At 35.8% G+C, this 16,388-nt stretch carries 11 protein-coding genes; 8 read left to right on the top strand and 3 right to left on the bottom strand.

Translation table 11 applies throughout. The features are described from left to right. Positions 1–42: 42 nt before the first annotated feature. Positions 43–840 carry a TIGR00266 family protein gene (locus tag CRO00_RS10185; protein WP_097073568.1) on the bottom strand — a complete coding sequence of 266 codons (798 nt, stop codon included), beginning with the start codon at positions 838–840 and terminating at the stop codon, positions 43–45. 187 nt (positions 841–1,027) lie between these two features. Between CRO00_RS10185 and CRO00_RS10190 the strand changes: the two genes are divergently transcribed. The 4 genes from CRO00_RS10190 (at position 1,028) to CRO00_RS10205 (ending at position 7,185) form a co-directional block, all read left to right on the top strand. Further along, on the top strand, positions 1,028–2,512 hold the full coding sequence (locus CRO00_RS10190) for an aldehyde dehydrogenase family protein (protein WP_097073569.1): 1,485 nt from the start codon (positions 1,028–1,030) through the stop codon (positions 2,510–2,512). A 21-nt stretch (positions 2,513–2,533) separates the two neighbouring features. Then, on the top strand, positions 2,534–3,703 hold the full coding sequence (locus CRO00_RS10195) for a saccharopine dehydrogenase family protein (RefSeq protein ID WP_097073570.1): 1,170 nt from the start codon (positions 2,534–2,536) through the stop codon (positions 3,701–3,703). 10 nt (positions 3,704–3,713) lie between these two features. Next, on the top strand, positions 3,714–4,904 hold the full coding sequence (locus CRO00_RS10200; protein WP_097073571.1) for an acyl-CoA dehydrogenase family protein: 1,191 nt from the start codon (positions 3,714–3,716) through the stop codon (positions 4,902–4,904). 145 nt (positions 4,905–5,049) lie between these two features. Continuing rightward, entirely contained in the window at positions 5,050–7,185 is a 2,136-nt protein-coding gene (locus CRO00_RS10205; RefSeq protein WP_097073572.1) for a beta-propeller domain-containing protein, read from the top strand. Positions 7,186–7,237: 52 nt separating this feature from the next. Here the strand turns inward: CRO00_RS10205 and CRO00_RS20445 are convergent, their stop codons facing one another. Next, complete coding sequence (locus tag CRO00_RS20445; RefSeq protein ID WP_237658379.1) at positions 7,238–8,659, bottom strand: polysaccharide deacetylase family protein; 1,422 nt, start codon at positions 8,657–8,659, stop codon at positions 7,238–7,240. 131 nt (positions 8,660–8,790) lie between these two features. Between CRO00_RS20445 and CRO00_RS10215 the strand changes: the two genes are divergently transcribed. Together CRO00_RS10215 and CRO00_RS10220 are read left to right on the top strand one after the other, a co-directional pair. Continuing rightward, positions 8,791–9,543, top strand: coding sequence for a threonine/serine exporter family protein (locus CRO00_RS10215; RefSeq protein WP_097073573.1), 753 nt, complete (start codon positions 8,791–8,793; stop codon positions 9,541–9,543). Between the two features lie 12 nt (positions 9,544–9,555). Beyond that, on the top strand, positions 9,556–10,050 hold the full coding sequence (locus tag CRO00_RS10220) for a threonine/serine exporter family protein (protein WP_097073574.1): 495 nt from the start codon (positions 9,556–9,558) through the stop codon (positions 10,048–10,050). A gap of 45 nt (positions 10,051–10,095) precedes the next feature. On the opposite strand, the gene CRO00_RS10225 is transcribed toward CRO00_RS10220, so the two are convergent. Next, positions 10,096–12,111 (bottom strand): bifunctional diguanylate cyclase/phosphodiesterase, encoded by a 2,016-nt coding sequence (locus tag CRO00_RS10225; RefSeq protein ID WP_097073575.1) that lies wholly within the window; start codon positions 12,109–12,111, stop codon positions 10,096–10,098. Between the two features lie 684 nt (positions 12,112–12,795). Between CRO00_RS10225 and CRO00_RS10230 the strand changes: the two genes are divergently transcribed. After that, the gene (locus CRO00_RS10230) at positions 12,796–14,520 is read left to right on the top strand and encodes an ABC transporter ATP-binding protein (RefSeq protein WP_097073576.1); all 1,725 of its coding nucleotides are present in this window, start codon (positions 12,796–12,798) and stop codon (positions 14,518–14,520) included. Continuing rightward, complete coding sequence (locus CRO00_RS10235) at positions 14,520–16,346, top strand: ABC transporter ATP-binding protein (protein ID WP_097073577.1); 1,827 nt, start codon at positions 14,520–14,522, stop codon at positions 16,344–16,346. The genes CRO00_RS10230 and CRO00_RS10235 overlap by 1 nt, the downstream gene beginning before the upstream one ends. The last annotated feature ends 42 nt before the right edge of the window (positions 16,347–16,388 follow it).

Below are 16,388 nucleotides of genomic sequence, written 5' to 3' on the forward strand. Positions count from 1 at the left end.
AATAGATAGTTGTTGTTTAAAATTGGATTGTTACAGGGTATCTTAGTCATTAAATAAGTTAAAGATTCCGCCAATTCCACCTTCACCAACGTTGTTACCGCCACCTCCTTGTTTTATAGGAGCAGCTGCAAATACTTTACTTGCTAAACGGCTAAATGGTAATGATTGAATCCAAACTGTACCAGGACCGCTTAAGGATGCAAGGAAAATACCTTCTCCACCAAATAATGCAGTTTTAATGCCACCAACTGTTTGGATATCATAATCCACAGTTTGAGTCATTGCAACTAAACATCCAGTGTCTACAAGTAGCTTTTGACCAGGTTGTAGATCTACACGGTGAATGGCACCACCTGCATGAACGAAGGCCATACCGTCACCTTCAAGTTTTTGCATAATAAATCCTTCACCACCAAAGAAACCAGCTCCGATTTTACGTTGGAATTCCACGCCAACAGATACTCCTTTAGCAGCGGCTAAAAATGCGTCCTTTTGACAGATAATTTTTCCACCAAATTGGCTTAAATCCATTGGTATAATGCTTCCTGGATATGGAGAAGCAAAATAAACATGGCGTTTTCCTGAACCTTCATTCGTAAACGTTGTCATGAATAAACTTTCGCCAGTAATTAAACGTTTTCCAGCGCCCATTAGTTTACCCATTAAACCGCTACCATGGCCTTTTGATCCATCCCCAAAAATTGTTTCCATTCGAATTGCATCGTCCATCATCATCAAACTTCCTGCTTCGGCAATAACTGTTTCACCTGGATCTAATTCTACTTCTACAAATTGCATATCATCTCCATACAATTTGTAATCGATTTCATGATTGTTCATATTGGTATAACCTCCTAAAGTTACTAATATATATATACCATTTTAAATTACGTTTTACCTCTAAAAAAAGATTCATCTTCATAATATTTAAAGAATATTAATTTTTTAGAAAAAGAGGGATTTAAATAGAAAATGTCGAATATTAGTACAATATTATTGCAATTTCGATTAGAACAAGGAGGGTGTTATGCAACTAAAAAATTATATCGACGGTAAATGGATATCGACTGAAGGCCTTCAATATATACCAGTTGTCAATCCGGCAAATGGTGAGAAACTAGCAACGGTACCACTTTCAACAAAAAGTGAAGTAGACCAAGCAGTAGTAGCTGCAAAAAAGGCACAAAAACAATGGGCCCTTGTTCCTGCGCCAAAGCGGGCAGAATTTCTATATGAAATTGGTTTTAAATTAAAAGAAAAGAAAGAACATCTCGCAAGAATTCTAACGAAAGAAATGGGTAAGGTGATTGAAGAAGCACGGGGTGAAGTTCAAGAAGGAATCGATATGGCATTTTATATGGCTGGTGAAGGAAGAAGGTTGTTTGGGGAAACGACCCCTTCTGAACTAGCAGATAAATTTGCAATGAGTGTGAGGGCACCTATTGGAGTGGTCGGTTTGATTACCCCTTGGAACTTCCCAATCGCTATTGCAACCTGGAAGTCATTCCCTGCAATTATTGCCGGTAATACAGTTGTATGGAAACCTTCAATTGAAACACCTTTAATGGCATACGAAATGGCGAAGATTTTTGAAGAAGTTGGATTGCCAAATGGTGTAGCTAATGTAGTTTTTGGAACTGGGCCTAATGTTGGGTCAGCAATGGTAGAGCATCCTGATGTTAAGGTCATTTCATTTACAGGGTCAAACGCTACAGGAAGCAAGGTTGCTGAACTTGGTGGTAAGCACTTAAAGAAAGTATCCCTTGAAATGGGCGGTAAAAATGCAGTTATTGTGATGGATGATGCAAATTTACAACTTGCCGTAGAAGGAATCATTTGGAGTGCTTTTGGTACAGCAGGACAACGATGTACAGCGTGTAGTCGTGTTATCGTTCATAAAGATGTGAAAAACGACTTAGAGGAGATGCTCGTATCTGCATTAAGTAGTTTAACAATTGGTGATGGTCTAGATCCAACCGTTAAAGTTGGACCGGTCATTAATAAAGCAGCATTAGAAAAAATTAATCATTATGTACAGATTGGAAAACGAGAAGGTGCAACATTATTGGCAGGTGGAAAAACCTTAACAACAACGCCACCTTTTGATAAAGGGTTTTACTTTGAACCTACTATCTTTACCAATGTCAAAAATGAAATGATTATTGCACAGGAAGAAATTTTTGGACCAGTTGTAAGTATCATTGAGGTTGCGAGTTTAGAAGAGGCAATCGAAGTGAATAACAGTGTGAAATTTGGTTTATCGAGTTCTATCTTCTCACAAGATGTTAATAAAATATTTAAAGCCCAAAGAGATTTAGATACGGGCATTGTGTATGTGAATGCTGGAACAACAGGGGCTGAAATCCATTTACCTTTTGGGGGGACAAAAGGAACTGGAAACGGACATCGAGACTCTGGCCAAGCTGCATTAGATGTCTATACAGAGTGGAAAAGCATTTACGTCGATTATAGTGGGAAGCTACAAAGAGCACAAATCGATACAGAAAACTAAACATAAAAGGGGATGTGTGTGATGAAAGTTGTAGTGTTAGGTGCTGGCTTAATGGGGAAAGAAGTTGCACGAGACTTATCAGCTAGCGACAAAGTAGAAAAAATCTATCTAGCAGATTTAGATACTGATACGGCGCAAGCATTTGTGGATTCTTTAAATACATCGAGAGTAGAAGTGTTGAAACTTGATGCTAAAAACGATGAAGAATTACGAAGTGTAATGGCTAAAGGGGACGTAACAGTAAATGCGCTTTTCTATGAATTTAATAAAAAAGTTGCGAAAGCTGCTATTGATGTAGGTGTTCATTCTGTTGACTTAGGAGGACATATCGGTAATGTAACAGAAGATGTCCTAACATTACACGAAGAAGCGAAGCTAAAAGGAATAACGATCATCCCAGATCTAGGTGTTGCTCCTGGAATGGTTAATATTTTAGCAGGGTTTGGTGCTTCAAAATTAGATTCAGTTGAGTCGATTAAGCTATATGTTGGAGGTATTCCTACAAAACCAGAACCACCGCTAAACTATACTCGAGTATTCTCGTTAGAAGGAGTGTTCGACCATTATACAGAACCTTCCAAAGTAATTCAGGATGGAAAATTAACAGAAGTTAAATCTCTTTCCGGAGTTGAACCAATTTACTTTAACGAATTTGGCGTATTGGAGGCGTTCTACACGTCAGGTGGAATTTCCACACTGTACAAAACATTCCCTAATGTAAAAACGTTAGAATATAAAACAATTCGTTATAAAGGGCATGCAGAAAAGTTTGAACTACTAGCAGAATTAGGCTTCTTTGACAAAGAGAATAAAGTTGAAATTGATGGCAACGAAGTAAAGGTTCGTGATGTTGTACGAGAAGCGTTAAAGAAAAAATTATACCTAGGTGACAAACAAGATGCTGTCTTACTTCGTGTCATCGTTTCAGGAGAGAAATCTGGAGATCAAGTAACATATGAATATGAAATGAATATTAAACGAGAAGACACATCCTCTATGACAGCGATGGCACGTGCTACAGCATGTACAATTGCCGCTGTAGCAGTAATGCTTGGAAGTGGAATCATTACTGAAAGAGGAGTATTCCCACCAGAATCAATTGTGCCAGGTAACGAATATATCGATAAAATGGCAAAACGTAATGTCGTAATTAAAGAAACATCTCACCGTTCATCAATTGTGAAATGGTAAGGTGATTCATATGAACTTTGATTTCTCAGAAGAACAACAGCTTTTGCGAAAAACAGTTCGCCAATTTGTTGATGCTGAAATAATGCCTCATATTGCAAAATGGGATGCTCAAGGTGGGTTTGATCCAGCTATTTGGAAACGGTTAGCATCTTTAGGCTTAATGGGCGTTTGTATTCCCGAAAAGTATGGTGGAGCAGGTATGGATTATAATAGTTTAGCTATTGTCTGTGAAGAGCTTGAACGGGGGGATACTGCCTTTCGAACTGCTGTTTCTGTTCATACTGGATTAAACTCCATGACGTTATTGCAATGGGGAACAGAGGAGCAAAAACAAAAATATTTAATTCCACAAGCGCGTGGTGAGAAAATCGGAGCCTTTGGTTTAACTGAGCCAGGAGCAGGTTCTGATGTAGCTGCAATTGACTCTTTTGCAAAGCTCGAGGGTGATGTGTATATATTAAATGGACAGAAAACGTGGATTTCGCTTTGTGATGTAGCGGATCATTTTATCGTCTTTGCCTATACAGATAAATCGAAAAAGCACCACGGAATATCTGCTTTTATCGTCGAACGAACAATGCCTGGCTTTTCATCAAAAGCTATCAAAGGAAAATACGGCATTCGTGCAGGGAATACAGGAGAACTCTTCTTTGATGATGTAAAAATACCAATAGAAAACCGTCTTGGAGAAGAGGGAGAAGGCTTTAAAATTGCCATGTCTGCATTAGATAATGGTCGCTTTACAGTTGCTGCTGGTGCGGTCGGACTTATTCAAGCTTGTCTTGAAGCGAGCGTAAAATATTGTAAAGAACGAAAAACATTTGGAAAGCCGATTGGGGATCATCAGCTTGTCGGACAAATGATTGCCAATATGGAAGCCGGTTATCAAATGAGTAGGCTACTCGTTTATCGCGTGGGAGAATTAAAAAACAAAGGGGTTCGAAATACACGCGAAACGTCATTAGCGAAATGGCAAGCATGTGATTTTGCAAACAAAGCCGCAGATGATGCAGTGCAAATCCATGGTGCTTATGGTTACTCAGATGAATATCCTGTTGCTCGCTATTTAAGGAACTCAAAAGCACCTGTCATATACGAAGGTACTCGAGAAATTCATACAATTATGCAGGCCGATTATGTATTAGGTAAACGTCACGATAAGCCGTTATCCAAGATGTTACCAAAATGGCCATTTGAATAGAGAGAAGTGTTAAACGTGGAGAATAAGGGGTTCTCCACGTTTTTTTGCTGTTTGGGGAGCTTCTAAAGAAATTTTTTAAATAATGAAACGAAATAGTTCTTAACAAGTCTAATGCATTAAAGAACAGAAAAAGGAGCGAAGAACCATGAAGGGAAGGCATTATGCAGGGGGAATTTTTTTACTAGTCGTCATTTTAGTTGCAAGTTCTCTATTGTTTTTTGGGAAGAAAGTTGAAGTAAATGCGGCATCCACAGTTCTTGTCAATCAACCATACATTGTCCATTTATCGCAATCGCTTGAAAAGGACAGTGTAAAAAAGGGGGATATTTACGTAAAAAATGGAAAAGGTCAAAAAGTTGAAGCTTCTATATCACTACATGAAAATCGACAATCTTTATCGATAGTTAACACAAAAACAGGAAACTATGTGCTGCATGTAGAAAAGAATGCCTTTGAAAAATCAACAACGAAGACAAAAACGCAGAAAATTGAATACACAGTAATTGAAAAAATTGAACAATTGCAATCAATTAAAGATCTTGAAAATTTCTTTAAGGTAGCATTATCTCGAGAAAAACGGAATATCGAAAAAGCTGAAACAACAATGGCTGAAGAAAGCTCTAATGTAGCTGCAGACAAAGCCAGTGGAGAACCAAATCACTCCACAACAAATAACCAAGTTGAAGATATTGAAGAAGGGGACATTGTTGTTACAGATGGCCGCTATATTTATTCAATAATTGAAAATGAAATCGTTATTACGGATGCTAAAAATCCAAAATCAATGAAAGTTGCTCATAAAATTTCATTAGAGAAAAATAGTTATCCAACACAATTAATGATGAAGGGAAATACACTCATCGTTATTTTAGACCAATATATTGAGATGAAGAAAAAAGACTATATCTCAAGCATTAATATGACAAAAGCTGCTTTTTATGATGTAAAAGATGCTCATAATCCAAAATTAATAAGGGAAGTTGCTCAAGACGGATATATGAATGGTGTTCGTTTAACAAATGGTATTCTCTATATCGTTACAAATAAAACACCGGACTACTGGATCATGGCAGAGAGAGAAGATGTTGAGTTACGTCCGTACGTATACGATAGTGCGGAAAGTAAATCAATTAAACCAATGGATATAAAACAATTATCCATCTTACCAGGCTCGATGGAACCAAGCTATACGATTATCTCTGCAATAGATGTAAATAATTTTGAAAAGAGTGAGGTAAAAACAAAAGGATTTTTAGGTGGAAGTTCAACTCTGTATATGTCTAAAGATGCTTTATATTTAACAGCCTTTAATTATTTACCAGCAACTTTTGAATCTTCCAAAATGATTTCAACTGATATGGCTATTCTTCCTATGGCTAGTGACACAGATATTTATAAATTTGATATTGATGGGACGAATGTTAAATTAGCAGGTACAACAACGATAAAGGGGAATTTACTCAACCAATTTTCAATGGATGAGCACAATGGCTATTTCCGAGTTGCGGTTACGGAAGGGAATAATTGGGGTATGGTTGAGCAAGTTTCTAAAAATCATTTATTAATATTTAACAAGAAAATGGAGAAGGTTGGGGAAGTGAGAGATTTAGCAAAAGGAGAAAAAATATACTCTGTTCGTTTTATGGGCGATAAGGCATATATCGTAACCTTTAAACAAGTGGATCCACTTTTTGTAATTGACTTAGAACAACCGGAGAACCCTAAAGTGTTAGGAGAGTTAAAAATTCCTGGTTTCAGTAATTACCTACATCCATTAGACGAAAACCATTTAATTGGATTTGGTTATGAAACGGAATCAAGAGTGGATAGTTTCTCAAAAGAGCCAATCGTAACAACAACTGGAATGAAGATATCTCTATTCGATGTTAGTGATTTCTCAAATCCAAAAGAGCAAGATACGGTTACAATAGGCGGCCGTGGAACGTATTCGGACATTCAATATAACCATAAAGCATTATTTAGAAATGCAGCCTTAAATTATTACGGATTCCCTGTAACGATTTATGAAGCAAAGGGTGATTATGAGATTGCTTATAAAGGAACAGGAGCTTTAGTTTATGAAATTACTGCTGAAAAGGGTATACAATTAAAAGGGAATCTTATAAAAAATGCTCAAAAAGGAGAGCAATACGAAGACTATAATTCAATGATTACACGTCTACTTTATATAGATAATACTTTATATACAATTTCACCAAAAGAAGTAAACAGTTATGATTTACAAAACTTTAAAGCGCTTGGAAATGTGAAGCTAAAATAAATTGAAGCCGAATTGCTATAGATGGCAATTCGGCTTTATTAGTGTTAAACATTTACTTTTGACTAGCTAATATTTCGCTAACAGTTACACATTCATAACCTTCTTTTTGTAAATAAGCTAAAACGCTATCTAAGCCATCAGCTGTTGATTGATGAATGTCATGCATTAAAATGATGGCATTGTTGTGTAGGTTTTTCTTTACCATTGGTAGTAATTTGTTTGCATTTCGTTGTTTCCAATCCAACGTATCAATCGTCCACATTACAACGGGTACATCGATTACATCGGTTACGCGTTTATTTTTAGCGCCATATGGAGGGCGGAATACTGTTGGATATTGACCAATAGCTTTGTAAATTGAGTTGTCAGTTGAAGTAATCTGTGATTCTACTTGTTTCGAAGTTAGGCTAGTAAGTTTTGGATGGTTCCAAGTATGGTTACCAATTTCGTGACCACTATTATAAATATCTTTTACTAGTTTCGTATTGTTAGGCACACGACGACCTACCATAAAGAAAGTGGCTTTTGCATCGTATTTTTTTAGTGTATTTAATATTTGTCTTGTAATTTTTTCGTGTGGACCATCATCAAATGTTAATGCAACACGTTTTCCTGTTCCGGACGGTTTAACGGGAATAATCGTTTCTTTACTCAGTGTTACCGTTTTAAAGGAATCTTCTAATATTGGATTTAAGTAAGATAAAGGGACGATAACAGTTGGTGCACCTGCTAAAGGATCTGCAATTTCACCACTATTAAAATAAACAACTAATCGATCGTTAATAATAGCTAAACGTTTATAGTTTTTCCAATAGGGATCTGTACTCTTGTTAAGTTTTTCAGTATAGGTACTCTTGTTTAAATTTTTAGTAAGCTGATTTTTCACGTACTTTGCAAAAACTTCTAAATTCTCAGTCTTTTGATCGAATAATTGATATGCGGTAACCAATTCTCCTGTATGTTTATTGAATAGATATGTTTGATATGTAATGTCATAGTTAGCTTGATCTACTGTTAATTTGTTCTTCAAAACAACCGAGTAGTAGTTTTTATTATGTTCATTAATGTCCAAAAATAACTGGTATTTACCGGCCGCATCGCTATCAGGATGAGCATTTTTATAAAGTCGAACCGCATTAAAATAGTTTTCTTTTGATTTTGTTATGTATTGTGAGATTTCTTTGTTAACATGTTCGAATTTAGTTTTAGGGTAGTAAAGTGAGTAAGGCATTGTTGGATCTTCGGAAGTCTCAGTTACAATTTGTATGTCATTATATTCCGATTTCGTTTCAGACAAAAGTTTTTGTGTATCATTGACGATTTCACCTTTTGTTTTAGCAGAAATGGTACTCTGAAACTTAGAATCTCCGTTTGTAAAAATAAATATTCCAATTAAAACTGTGAGTGTAAAGATTGAGCTAACCAGCACATAATCTACCCACGAACGACGCTTTTCTTGACGATCGTTATTCAACGAAACTACACTCCTTTGTAATATTGTTGCCAGAATTCCTACACTTAATTAAAATTGAGAAAAGTATGTAATGAGATTTACATTTCTGTTCGATAATATGAGCATGGAGAAAAAAGGAGATTAGCGCACGCATGGAAATCAAAGAACAGAATTATGAAATGGCACTCGACACTTTTTTGCTTGCAGGCAAAATTATGATGGAAAGCGGTGCGGAAACGTATCGAGTAGAAGATACAATGCTCCGAATGGCTCGCTCCCAATCAATCGAGGATGCGCAAAGTTATGTAACACCAACAGGGATTATCCTATCACTGGGTAGAAGGCAAATTACAAAAATCACTTCTATTTCAACTAGGATTACGGATTTACACAAAATTGCCAAAGTGAACAGCATTTCTCGTAAGCTTTCAACTAAAATAATAACATTAGAAGAGGCTTATGACGAGTTGCGAAAGATACAAAAAACAAATTATTTTTTGCCGATACATCTTCAAATTTTAGCTGCTGCTATTGCCAGTAGCTGTTTTATGGTTTTATTTGATGGATTGTGGTCTGACATACCTGCTGCCTTTATTGCGGGGGGAGTAGGATACTTTGTAGTACTAATCATACAGGATATGACAAAGGTTAAGTTTTTTTCAGAATTTTTTGCTTCCCTCGTAATAGGATTCCTTGCTTCTCTTGCTGTACATTTCGGATTAGGAACTGAAATGGATAAAATTATTGTTGGAAGTGTAATGCCTCTTGTTCCGGGGGTACTAATTACAAATGCAGTACGTGATTTAATGGCGGGACATTTTACTGCAGGAATAGCAAAAGGCACCGAAGCATTTCTTACTGCATTTGCAATCGGTTCAGGAATTGCAATTGTGGTGGCATTTTAAGGAGATGTTCCAATGGAGATTATTCTACAACTAATATTTAGTTTTATCTTTACAGCATGTTTTGGTGTTATTTTCAACGCTCCGACTAAAGCGATTCCTTACTGTGGGTTGGTAGGGTCAATAGGGTGGTTAGTATACTATGTACTGATGGATTATGGAGTAACAGAAGTGCAATCATCTTTCTTAGGAGCATTTGTTATAGCGATTGTTGCTCAAATTTTTGCTCGCCGATTTAAAATGCCTATGATTATTTTTAACGTATCAGGTATTATACCTCTCGTTCCGGGTGGTATTGCTTATAATACTATGCGAAACATAGTTGAATTAGACTATAACCTAGGGATTCAAAACGGAATGAGGGCATTTATGATCTCAGGTGCAATTGCTATGGGGCTCGTATTTGCAGAAGTAATTATTCAATTAGTAATGCGTATGTTTAATAAAGGCAAAACGTCCATGCAAACATATGCAAGGGCAAAAAGAAGACAAAAAGGGGACTTCTCATAAATGGGAAGTCCCTTAATTTGTTTGGTTTAGAAAACGAGCTCTAACTTAAACAGTTGCTACGATATTACTTACTTCAATTTCGGATACAGGTTTACTAATTAAGAAGCCTTGTATAGCATCGCAACCGTAATGCTCTAGAAGTTCTCGTTGTTCAATTGTTTCTACACCTTCTGCTAAAACAGTTAAGTTCATGGACTTACCAAATTGAACCATCCCATGAATTAATCGTTGTGTTTTTTCGGATTGTAATAAAGATCCAATGAAGGCTTGGTCGATTTTTAGGATGCTTATTGGTAGGAGCTGCATATAACGGAATGAAGCGTATCCAGTTCCGAAGTCATCTAGTACAAAGACGATACCCGCATTTTCAAGTTTACGCATTTGCTTAATAATCGAAGTTTCGGCCTCAGCTTCTAACGCAAATTTTTCTGTAATTTCAATTTGAATTAAATTTGCAGGACAGCCTGTTTTCTCCAATGTATTTAAAATCGACTTTGCCATATTTTTGTCTCGGAACTCACGGACAGAAAGGTTAATACTTACCTTTAAGTTTAAGCCTTCTTTTTGCCAGATAGCTGCTTGCTTACAAGCCTCTTCAATCATAAAGGAGCCAATATTATTAATTAGTCCAGATTCCTCAGCTATTGGAATTAATTCGTCCGGAGACACAACACCTATTTCCTCATCTTCCCAACGGACAAGCGCTTCTACCGCAATAATATTTCCTGTTGCAAGATCCACTTGTGGTTGGTAAAGAACTTTAAGATTTTTCTGGTCAAGTGCAAGCAATAATCGTTTTTCAATAACAGAACGGCGATTTAATGCTTTATGGGTTTCGCTTGATAAAGAAAGAATACTATCTCCACCAGCTTCACGAACATTTGCGATAGTAGCAAGGGATGCTTTCATTAGTTGTGCAAAGTTCGATTGATCTTGTGGAGAATGAGTAATACCTCCACTAATAGAAACAGGTACGGCCATATTCCCAACGTAAATTGGGTTTTGCTTTAAGTAAGTTAAAAATCCTTGGATAAACCATTCGCCTAATGGAGTAATAACGACAAAATCATTCTCGTTAATACGAGCCATTAAACTGTCTTGGAAATAAATTTTCATTCGTTTTGTAAATTCGACAATTAAATTATTTTCTAATTGGTTGCTATGTAATTCTCTAAGTGTGTAAAATTTATCGATACTTAAATACACGAATAAAAAATGACGACCTTCATTAGTCATTTCTGTCACGATATTTTCAAGACGATGAACATTCATTAGACCTGTTTCAGTATCAATATAAGCAATCTTTTCAAGCTGTAACTTTAATTTTTTTTCATTGGTAATATCTTTTTCGATTAAAATGTATCGATAATTTTCTTCTACATTTGAGTAAGTAGGAATTGCAGTTAAATGAACCCAATATGGAAGGCCATCTTTTGTAATTTTTTCAACTTCTCCATCCCATATTTCTCCTGAGTTAATTGTCTGCCAAATGTTTTCAATAATTTCAGTGCTTTCAACAGTTTCAGGGAACAGCTGCCAAAATGTTTTACCGATTATGCGCTTAGGTGTCCAATGGCTTGTTTTTAAAAATGCCTGGTTTCCATGAGTTATAAATCCTTCTGCATCAAGATTCACTACCATAAAAGTTGAAAGAAGGCCGTTTTTTAAATCATTTAGTTCTTGAACAGAATCATCTACTCGAGTAATGATTTGATCTAGAATACATGTGACTAGAATGGAAGGAGCATCATCTAATACACATGGGGTTGTTATTAAAGTAGTATTAATAAATCTATCATCTTTTGTTAAAAGTTGAACTTCTTCAAAGCGAAGTTGATCTTTTCTTAGTAGTATGCGGTTCCATTGTTCTTCCGGTAATGATGAAAGTAAACCATTATGAACGGAATCCTTTTTAAAATCATTGTCGGAATAACCAAAATTAGTAGTACATAAATCATTCCAAATTGTTACTTTTCCTTGTTGATTTAGTGCAAAAGTTGGGAAAGGAGCAAATGTTACTATTTCTTTATCGATTTTATAACTTGTTTTTTCACGGCTCATAACTTTCCTTCTCCTTAAATATCGTATATTCATACTATTATTATAAAGTTATTGTAGCAAATAGTCATTATTAATCTAATATTAAGATTTTGATATTCGTAGAACAGGGGTACTAAAGTTCTAATAATAGACTAATGTCGTTAAAAAAATATCATTTTAAAATATTAATATAGAATGAATTCAAGGTATGTGCAGTGTAATAGGTGATTTATTACTTGTAAGTAAATTGTTGGGTTAAGGTCTTTAGAACTATTCGTGCGTTGTCTATGGGGATGGCGTATAACGAAATGAGAATCATATAGCAGAAATTATCTACATATTCGCATTTTATTTCTTAAAATAAGCTTCTCAAAAACTTACAATATTTTACTGAACTAGTCTTACTAAATCGGGGTTAATTTACTTACTAATATTATATTTAAAACATAATATTCAATGATATGTAATTTAGAAGTTAGTAGGAAGTTGATTCTTCCTTCGTTTTTTATTGTAACAAAGCTATATGTTGCACCTTAAAAGGCAAAAAATTACAATGGATAAAGTAAATGTGGACAAATTGTAAACGATAATGTTATTCAGGGTAATTTTTTTCGGAAAATTTAAGGGATGTCTAGAGAGTTTTGCTAGAAAAACTAATAAGTTGGTTTGTGCAGTGCAAACGCTTTTCTAATTAGGAGTGAGTTTGTGAGAACAGTATTTTCATTTATTAAACCATATAGATGGCCAGCAACTATTGCAATTTGCTTAATGCTCATTGAGTTAGCGGTAGAGCTTGTTCAGCCATTAATCATCGGAAAAATTATTGATGAGGGCATCGTGGCAAATGATATTAAAAGCATTTCATATTGGGGTTTACTTTTACTAGGATTGGCTTTACTCGCTTTTACCAGTGGAGTTATAAATTCTTATTTTAGCGCGCATGCTGCACAAAGTTTTGCCTTCGATTTACGTAATGCACTATTTAGTAAAATACAATCTTTTACAATGGCTACCTATCTAAAGTTCCCTACATCAGGTTTAATTACAAGGTTAACGAGTGATGTACAACAAGTTCAAACAGTCTTTTTTATGAGCCTACGTATTATGATGCGTGCTCCACTTTCCGTGATTGGAAGCTTAATCATGGTGTTTTTTGTAAATTATAAAATGGCGCTTTTCTTAGTTATTGGAACACCCTTATCAGCACTATTCTTATTTTTTATCGTGAAGAAAGGCGTTCATTCATTTGCACAAGTTCAAAGACGATTGGATAAAGTAAATCGTGTTTTACAGGAAAACCTTCAAGGCATTCGTTTAGTAAAAGCATATATGTGCCTAGACTATGAAGGGAAGCGATTTGAACAAGTTGCAGGAGATTTAAAAACAGATACAGTGAAAGCTCTACGTATTATGGAAATCATTATGCCGGTACTATTATTTGTAATGAATGTAAGTCTTCTTCTTGCCATCTGGTTCGGGGCGATGGATGTAAAAAATGGTAGTGCTCAAGTTGGCGAATTAGTAGCCGTAGTTAACTATGCTTTGCGCATGACGGGTACGTTTTCAATGTTTGCCTTTATCATTAATGCTTTTTCCCGTGCAAAAGCCTCTTCAGAGCGTATGGAAGAAATTTTAACTGTGGAACATGGGACGGAATCATCAACAGAAGTAAGTAACGTGAAGGAAAATAAAGTTAGTTCAATCCAATTTGATCGAGTTTCTTTTAAATACCCAAATATCAATCGACAAATATTAAACGATGTATCCTTTACGGTCATGAAAGGGGAAAAGCTTGCCATAATGGGAGCAACAGGTGCAGGGAAAACGACGCTGCTTAACTTACTTCCCCGTTTTTATGAGGCAACATCTGGAGTGATTTATATTAATGGAATAGACATAAAAGATTGGCCTTTAGAAAACTTGAGAACCATGTTTGGATATGTTCCGCAACAATCAATGTTATTTACAGGTTCAATTTCTGAAAATGTACGTTGGGGTAAGCAGGAGGCCGTGTTAGATGAAATATTGGACGCAACTTCAAGGGCACAAATACATGACACGATTGAGCAACTTCCAAGAAAGTACGAAACACGTGTTGGTCAAAAAGGGGTCAATCTCTCAGGAGGGCAAAAACAAAGATTATCCATTGCGCGGGCACTTATTGGTAAACCGCAAATATTAATATTGGATGATAGTACAAGTGCACTGGATGTAAAAACAGAATCTGAATTTTGGGAAGCAATTAAGGGAGAACAGGCAACAATGTTTGTGGTCACACAAAAGGTCCGCACCGCAAAAGAAGCAGATAAAATCTTATTACTCAGTGAAGGACAAGTCATCGGTTTTGGAACACATGAGCAATTAATGGAAACTAGCCATGAATATAAGCAAATTGCAAAATCTCAAGCTGAACAGGTAGGTGAAGCGTAATGAATTTCTTCCAAAAGCCCTTTGGATATGAACCTATTTTATCTAAAGAAGATTTGAAAAAAGCCGTAAAAAAGAAAAAGGGCCCACGTGCAAATGATTGGAAAAAAACTTTATTACGTATTTGGAGTATAGTTGATGAACAACGCGCTTTACTGATTACTGTTTTATGTCTGGTTATTGTTAGTTCTGCTATGTCATTACTAGGTCCACTTTTAATTGGTCATATCATTGATGAGTATATTTTGAAATTTAATTTTAACGGCTTACCAACAATGATTGTAGCGTTAATATGTATCTTTTTTATTTTGGCATTATCAATATTCTTTCAAAATTATTGGATGATTGGCATTGCACAACAGACAATTTATCGAATGCGTTCAGGGGTATTTCACCAACTACTTAGATTACCTGTAACTTTTTTTGATAAACGTCAGCACGGTGAATTAATGAGCCGAGCAACCAATGATATCGAAACGGTTAGTTCAACATTGAACAGTTCTTTCATACAAGTATTTTCAAGTGTTTTGACTTTAACTGGTACGGTTATTGTCATGCTATATTTAAGTCCAATCTTAACTTTATTAACAATGCTCATTATACCGTTTATGTTTATAGCAACTCGTTGGATCACAAAAAGAACAGGGAAATTATTCAAAGAGCAACAAGCAGCTCTTGGTGCACTAAATGGGATGATTGAAGAAACCATCTCGGGGCAACGCGTTGTAAAGGCTTTTTCCCAGGAAGAGCGAGTAAAACAAGAATTTCGCGAAAAAAGTGAGCATCTACGTAGAACAGGTTTTTGGGCGCTCATTTATTCTGGGTATATCCCGAAAGTAATGAACCTCTTAAATAATATGAGTTTTGCGATTGTTGCAGGTGTTGGAGGGGCTTTAGCATTTTATGGATATGTTTCAATTGGTACGATTGTTATTTTTACAGAGTATGCACGCCAATTTACTCGTCCTTTAAATGATTTAGCAAACCAAGTAAATACGGTATTATCGGCAATCGCTGGAGCAGAACGAGTATTTTCGATTATGGATGAGGAGAAGGAAGAAGATACTGGAAAAGTAGATGTCAATCATCAACTTTTAGGTGAAGTGGAGTTTTGTAATGTCAGCTTTAAATATGAGCTTGCTGAAGAAACGCATACTTTAAAGAATATTAATTTTCATGTTCAATCTGGACAAACTGTAGCCCTAGTAGGAGCAACAGGTGCAGGAAAAACAACGATTATGCAATTAATTGCCCGATTTTACGATGTAGAAAGTGGCGAGATACTATTTGACGGAATCAATGTAAAAGACATAAAACGCTCCACATTACGTAATCAAATGGCCTTTGTATTGCAAGATTCCTTTTTATTTCAAGCAAATGTTTATGATAATATCCGTTACGGTAGGCTTACAGCGACTAATGAAGAAATTGAGGAGGCGGCAAAAAAGGCAAATGCCCATGATTTTATTTTGAAACTACCGAACGGGTATAACACAATATTAACAGCTGACGGTAGTGGGATTTCGCAAGGACAAAAGCAACTGCTTTCAATTGCGCGGGCACTTGTAGCTGATCCTAAAATATTATTGCTAGATGAAGCAACAAGTAGTATTGATACTTTAACAGAAATGAAAATTCAACAGGCGTTAGAAGTGTTGATGAAGGGTAGAACTAGTTTTATCATTGCTCACCGATTAAATACAATTCGTCATGCGGATATCGTTTTAGTACTAAAAGAGGGACAATTAGTAGAATCTGGTTCTCAACAACTACTATTACAAAAAAATAGCATATACGCTAATATGCTTAGGCAATCTGGTATTTTATGATAAGGGAATTACATGCAATTACTGATTTAACCTTGCTACCTG

Source organism: Ureibacillus xyleni, from assembly GCF_900217795.1.
GTDB classification, from domain to species: domain Bacteria; phylum Bacillota; class Bacilli; order Bacillales_A; family Planococcaceae; genus Ureibacillus; species Ureibacillus xyleni.

What these genes read in the sequence shown, in the direction of transcription:
- CRO00_RS10185 (WP_097073568.1), bottom strand. Translation starts at nt 840, where the DNA reads ATGAACAATCATGAAATCGATTACAAATTGTATGGAGATGATATGCAA.
- CRO00_RS10190 (WP_097073569.1), top strand. Translation starts at nt 1,028, where the DNA reads ATGCAACTAAAAAATTATATCGACGGTAAATGGATATCGACTGAAGGC.
- CRO00_RS10195 (WP_097073570.1), top strand. Translation starts at nt 2,534, where the DNA reads ATGAAAGTTGTAGTGTTAGGTGCTGGCTTAATGGGGAAAGAAGTTGCA.
- CRO00_RS10200 (WP_097073571.1), top strand. Translation starts at nt 3,714, where the DNA reads ATGAACTTTGATTTCTCAGAAGAACAACAGCTTTTGCGAAAAACAGTT.
- CRO00_RS10205 (WP_097073572.1), top strand. Translation starts at nt 5,050, where the DNA reads ATGAAGGGAAGGCATTATGCAGGGGGAATTTTTTTACTAGTCGTCATT.
- CRO00_RS10215 (WP_097073573.1), top strand. Translation starts at nt 8,791, where the DNA reads ATGGAAATCAAAGAACAGAATTATGAAATGGCACTCGACACTTTTTTG.
- CRO00_RS10220 (WP_097073574.1), top strand. Translation starts at nt 9,556, where the DNA reads ATGGAGATTATTCTACAACTAATATTTAGTTTTATCTTTACAGCATGT.
- CRO00_RS10225 (WP_097073575.1), bottom strand. Translation starts at nt 12,111, where the DNA reads ATGAGCCGTGAAAAAACAAGTTATAAAATCGATAAAGAAATAGTAACA.
- CRO00_RS10235 (WP_097073577.1), top strand. Translation starts at nt 14,520, where the DNA reads ATGAATTTCTTCCAAAAGCCCTTTGGATATGAACCTATTTTATCTAAA.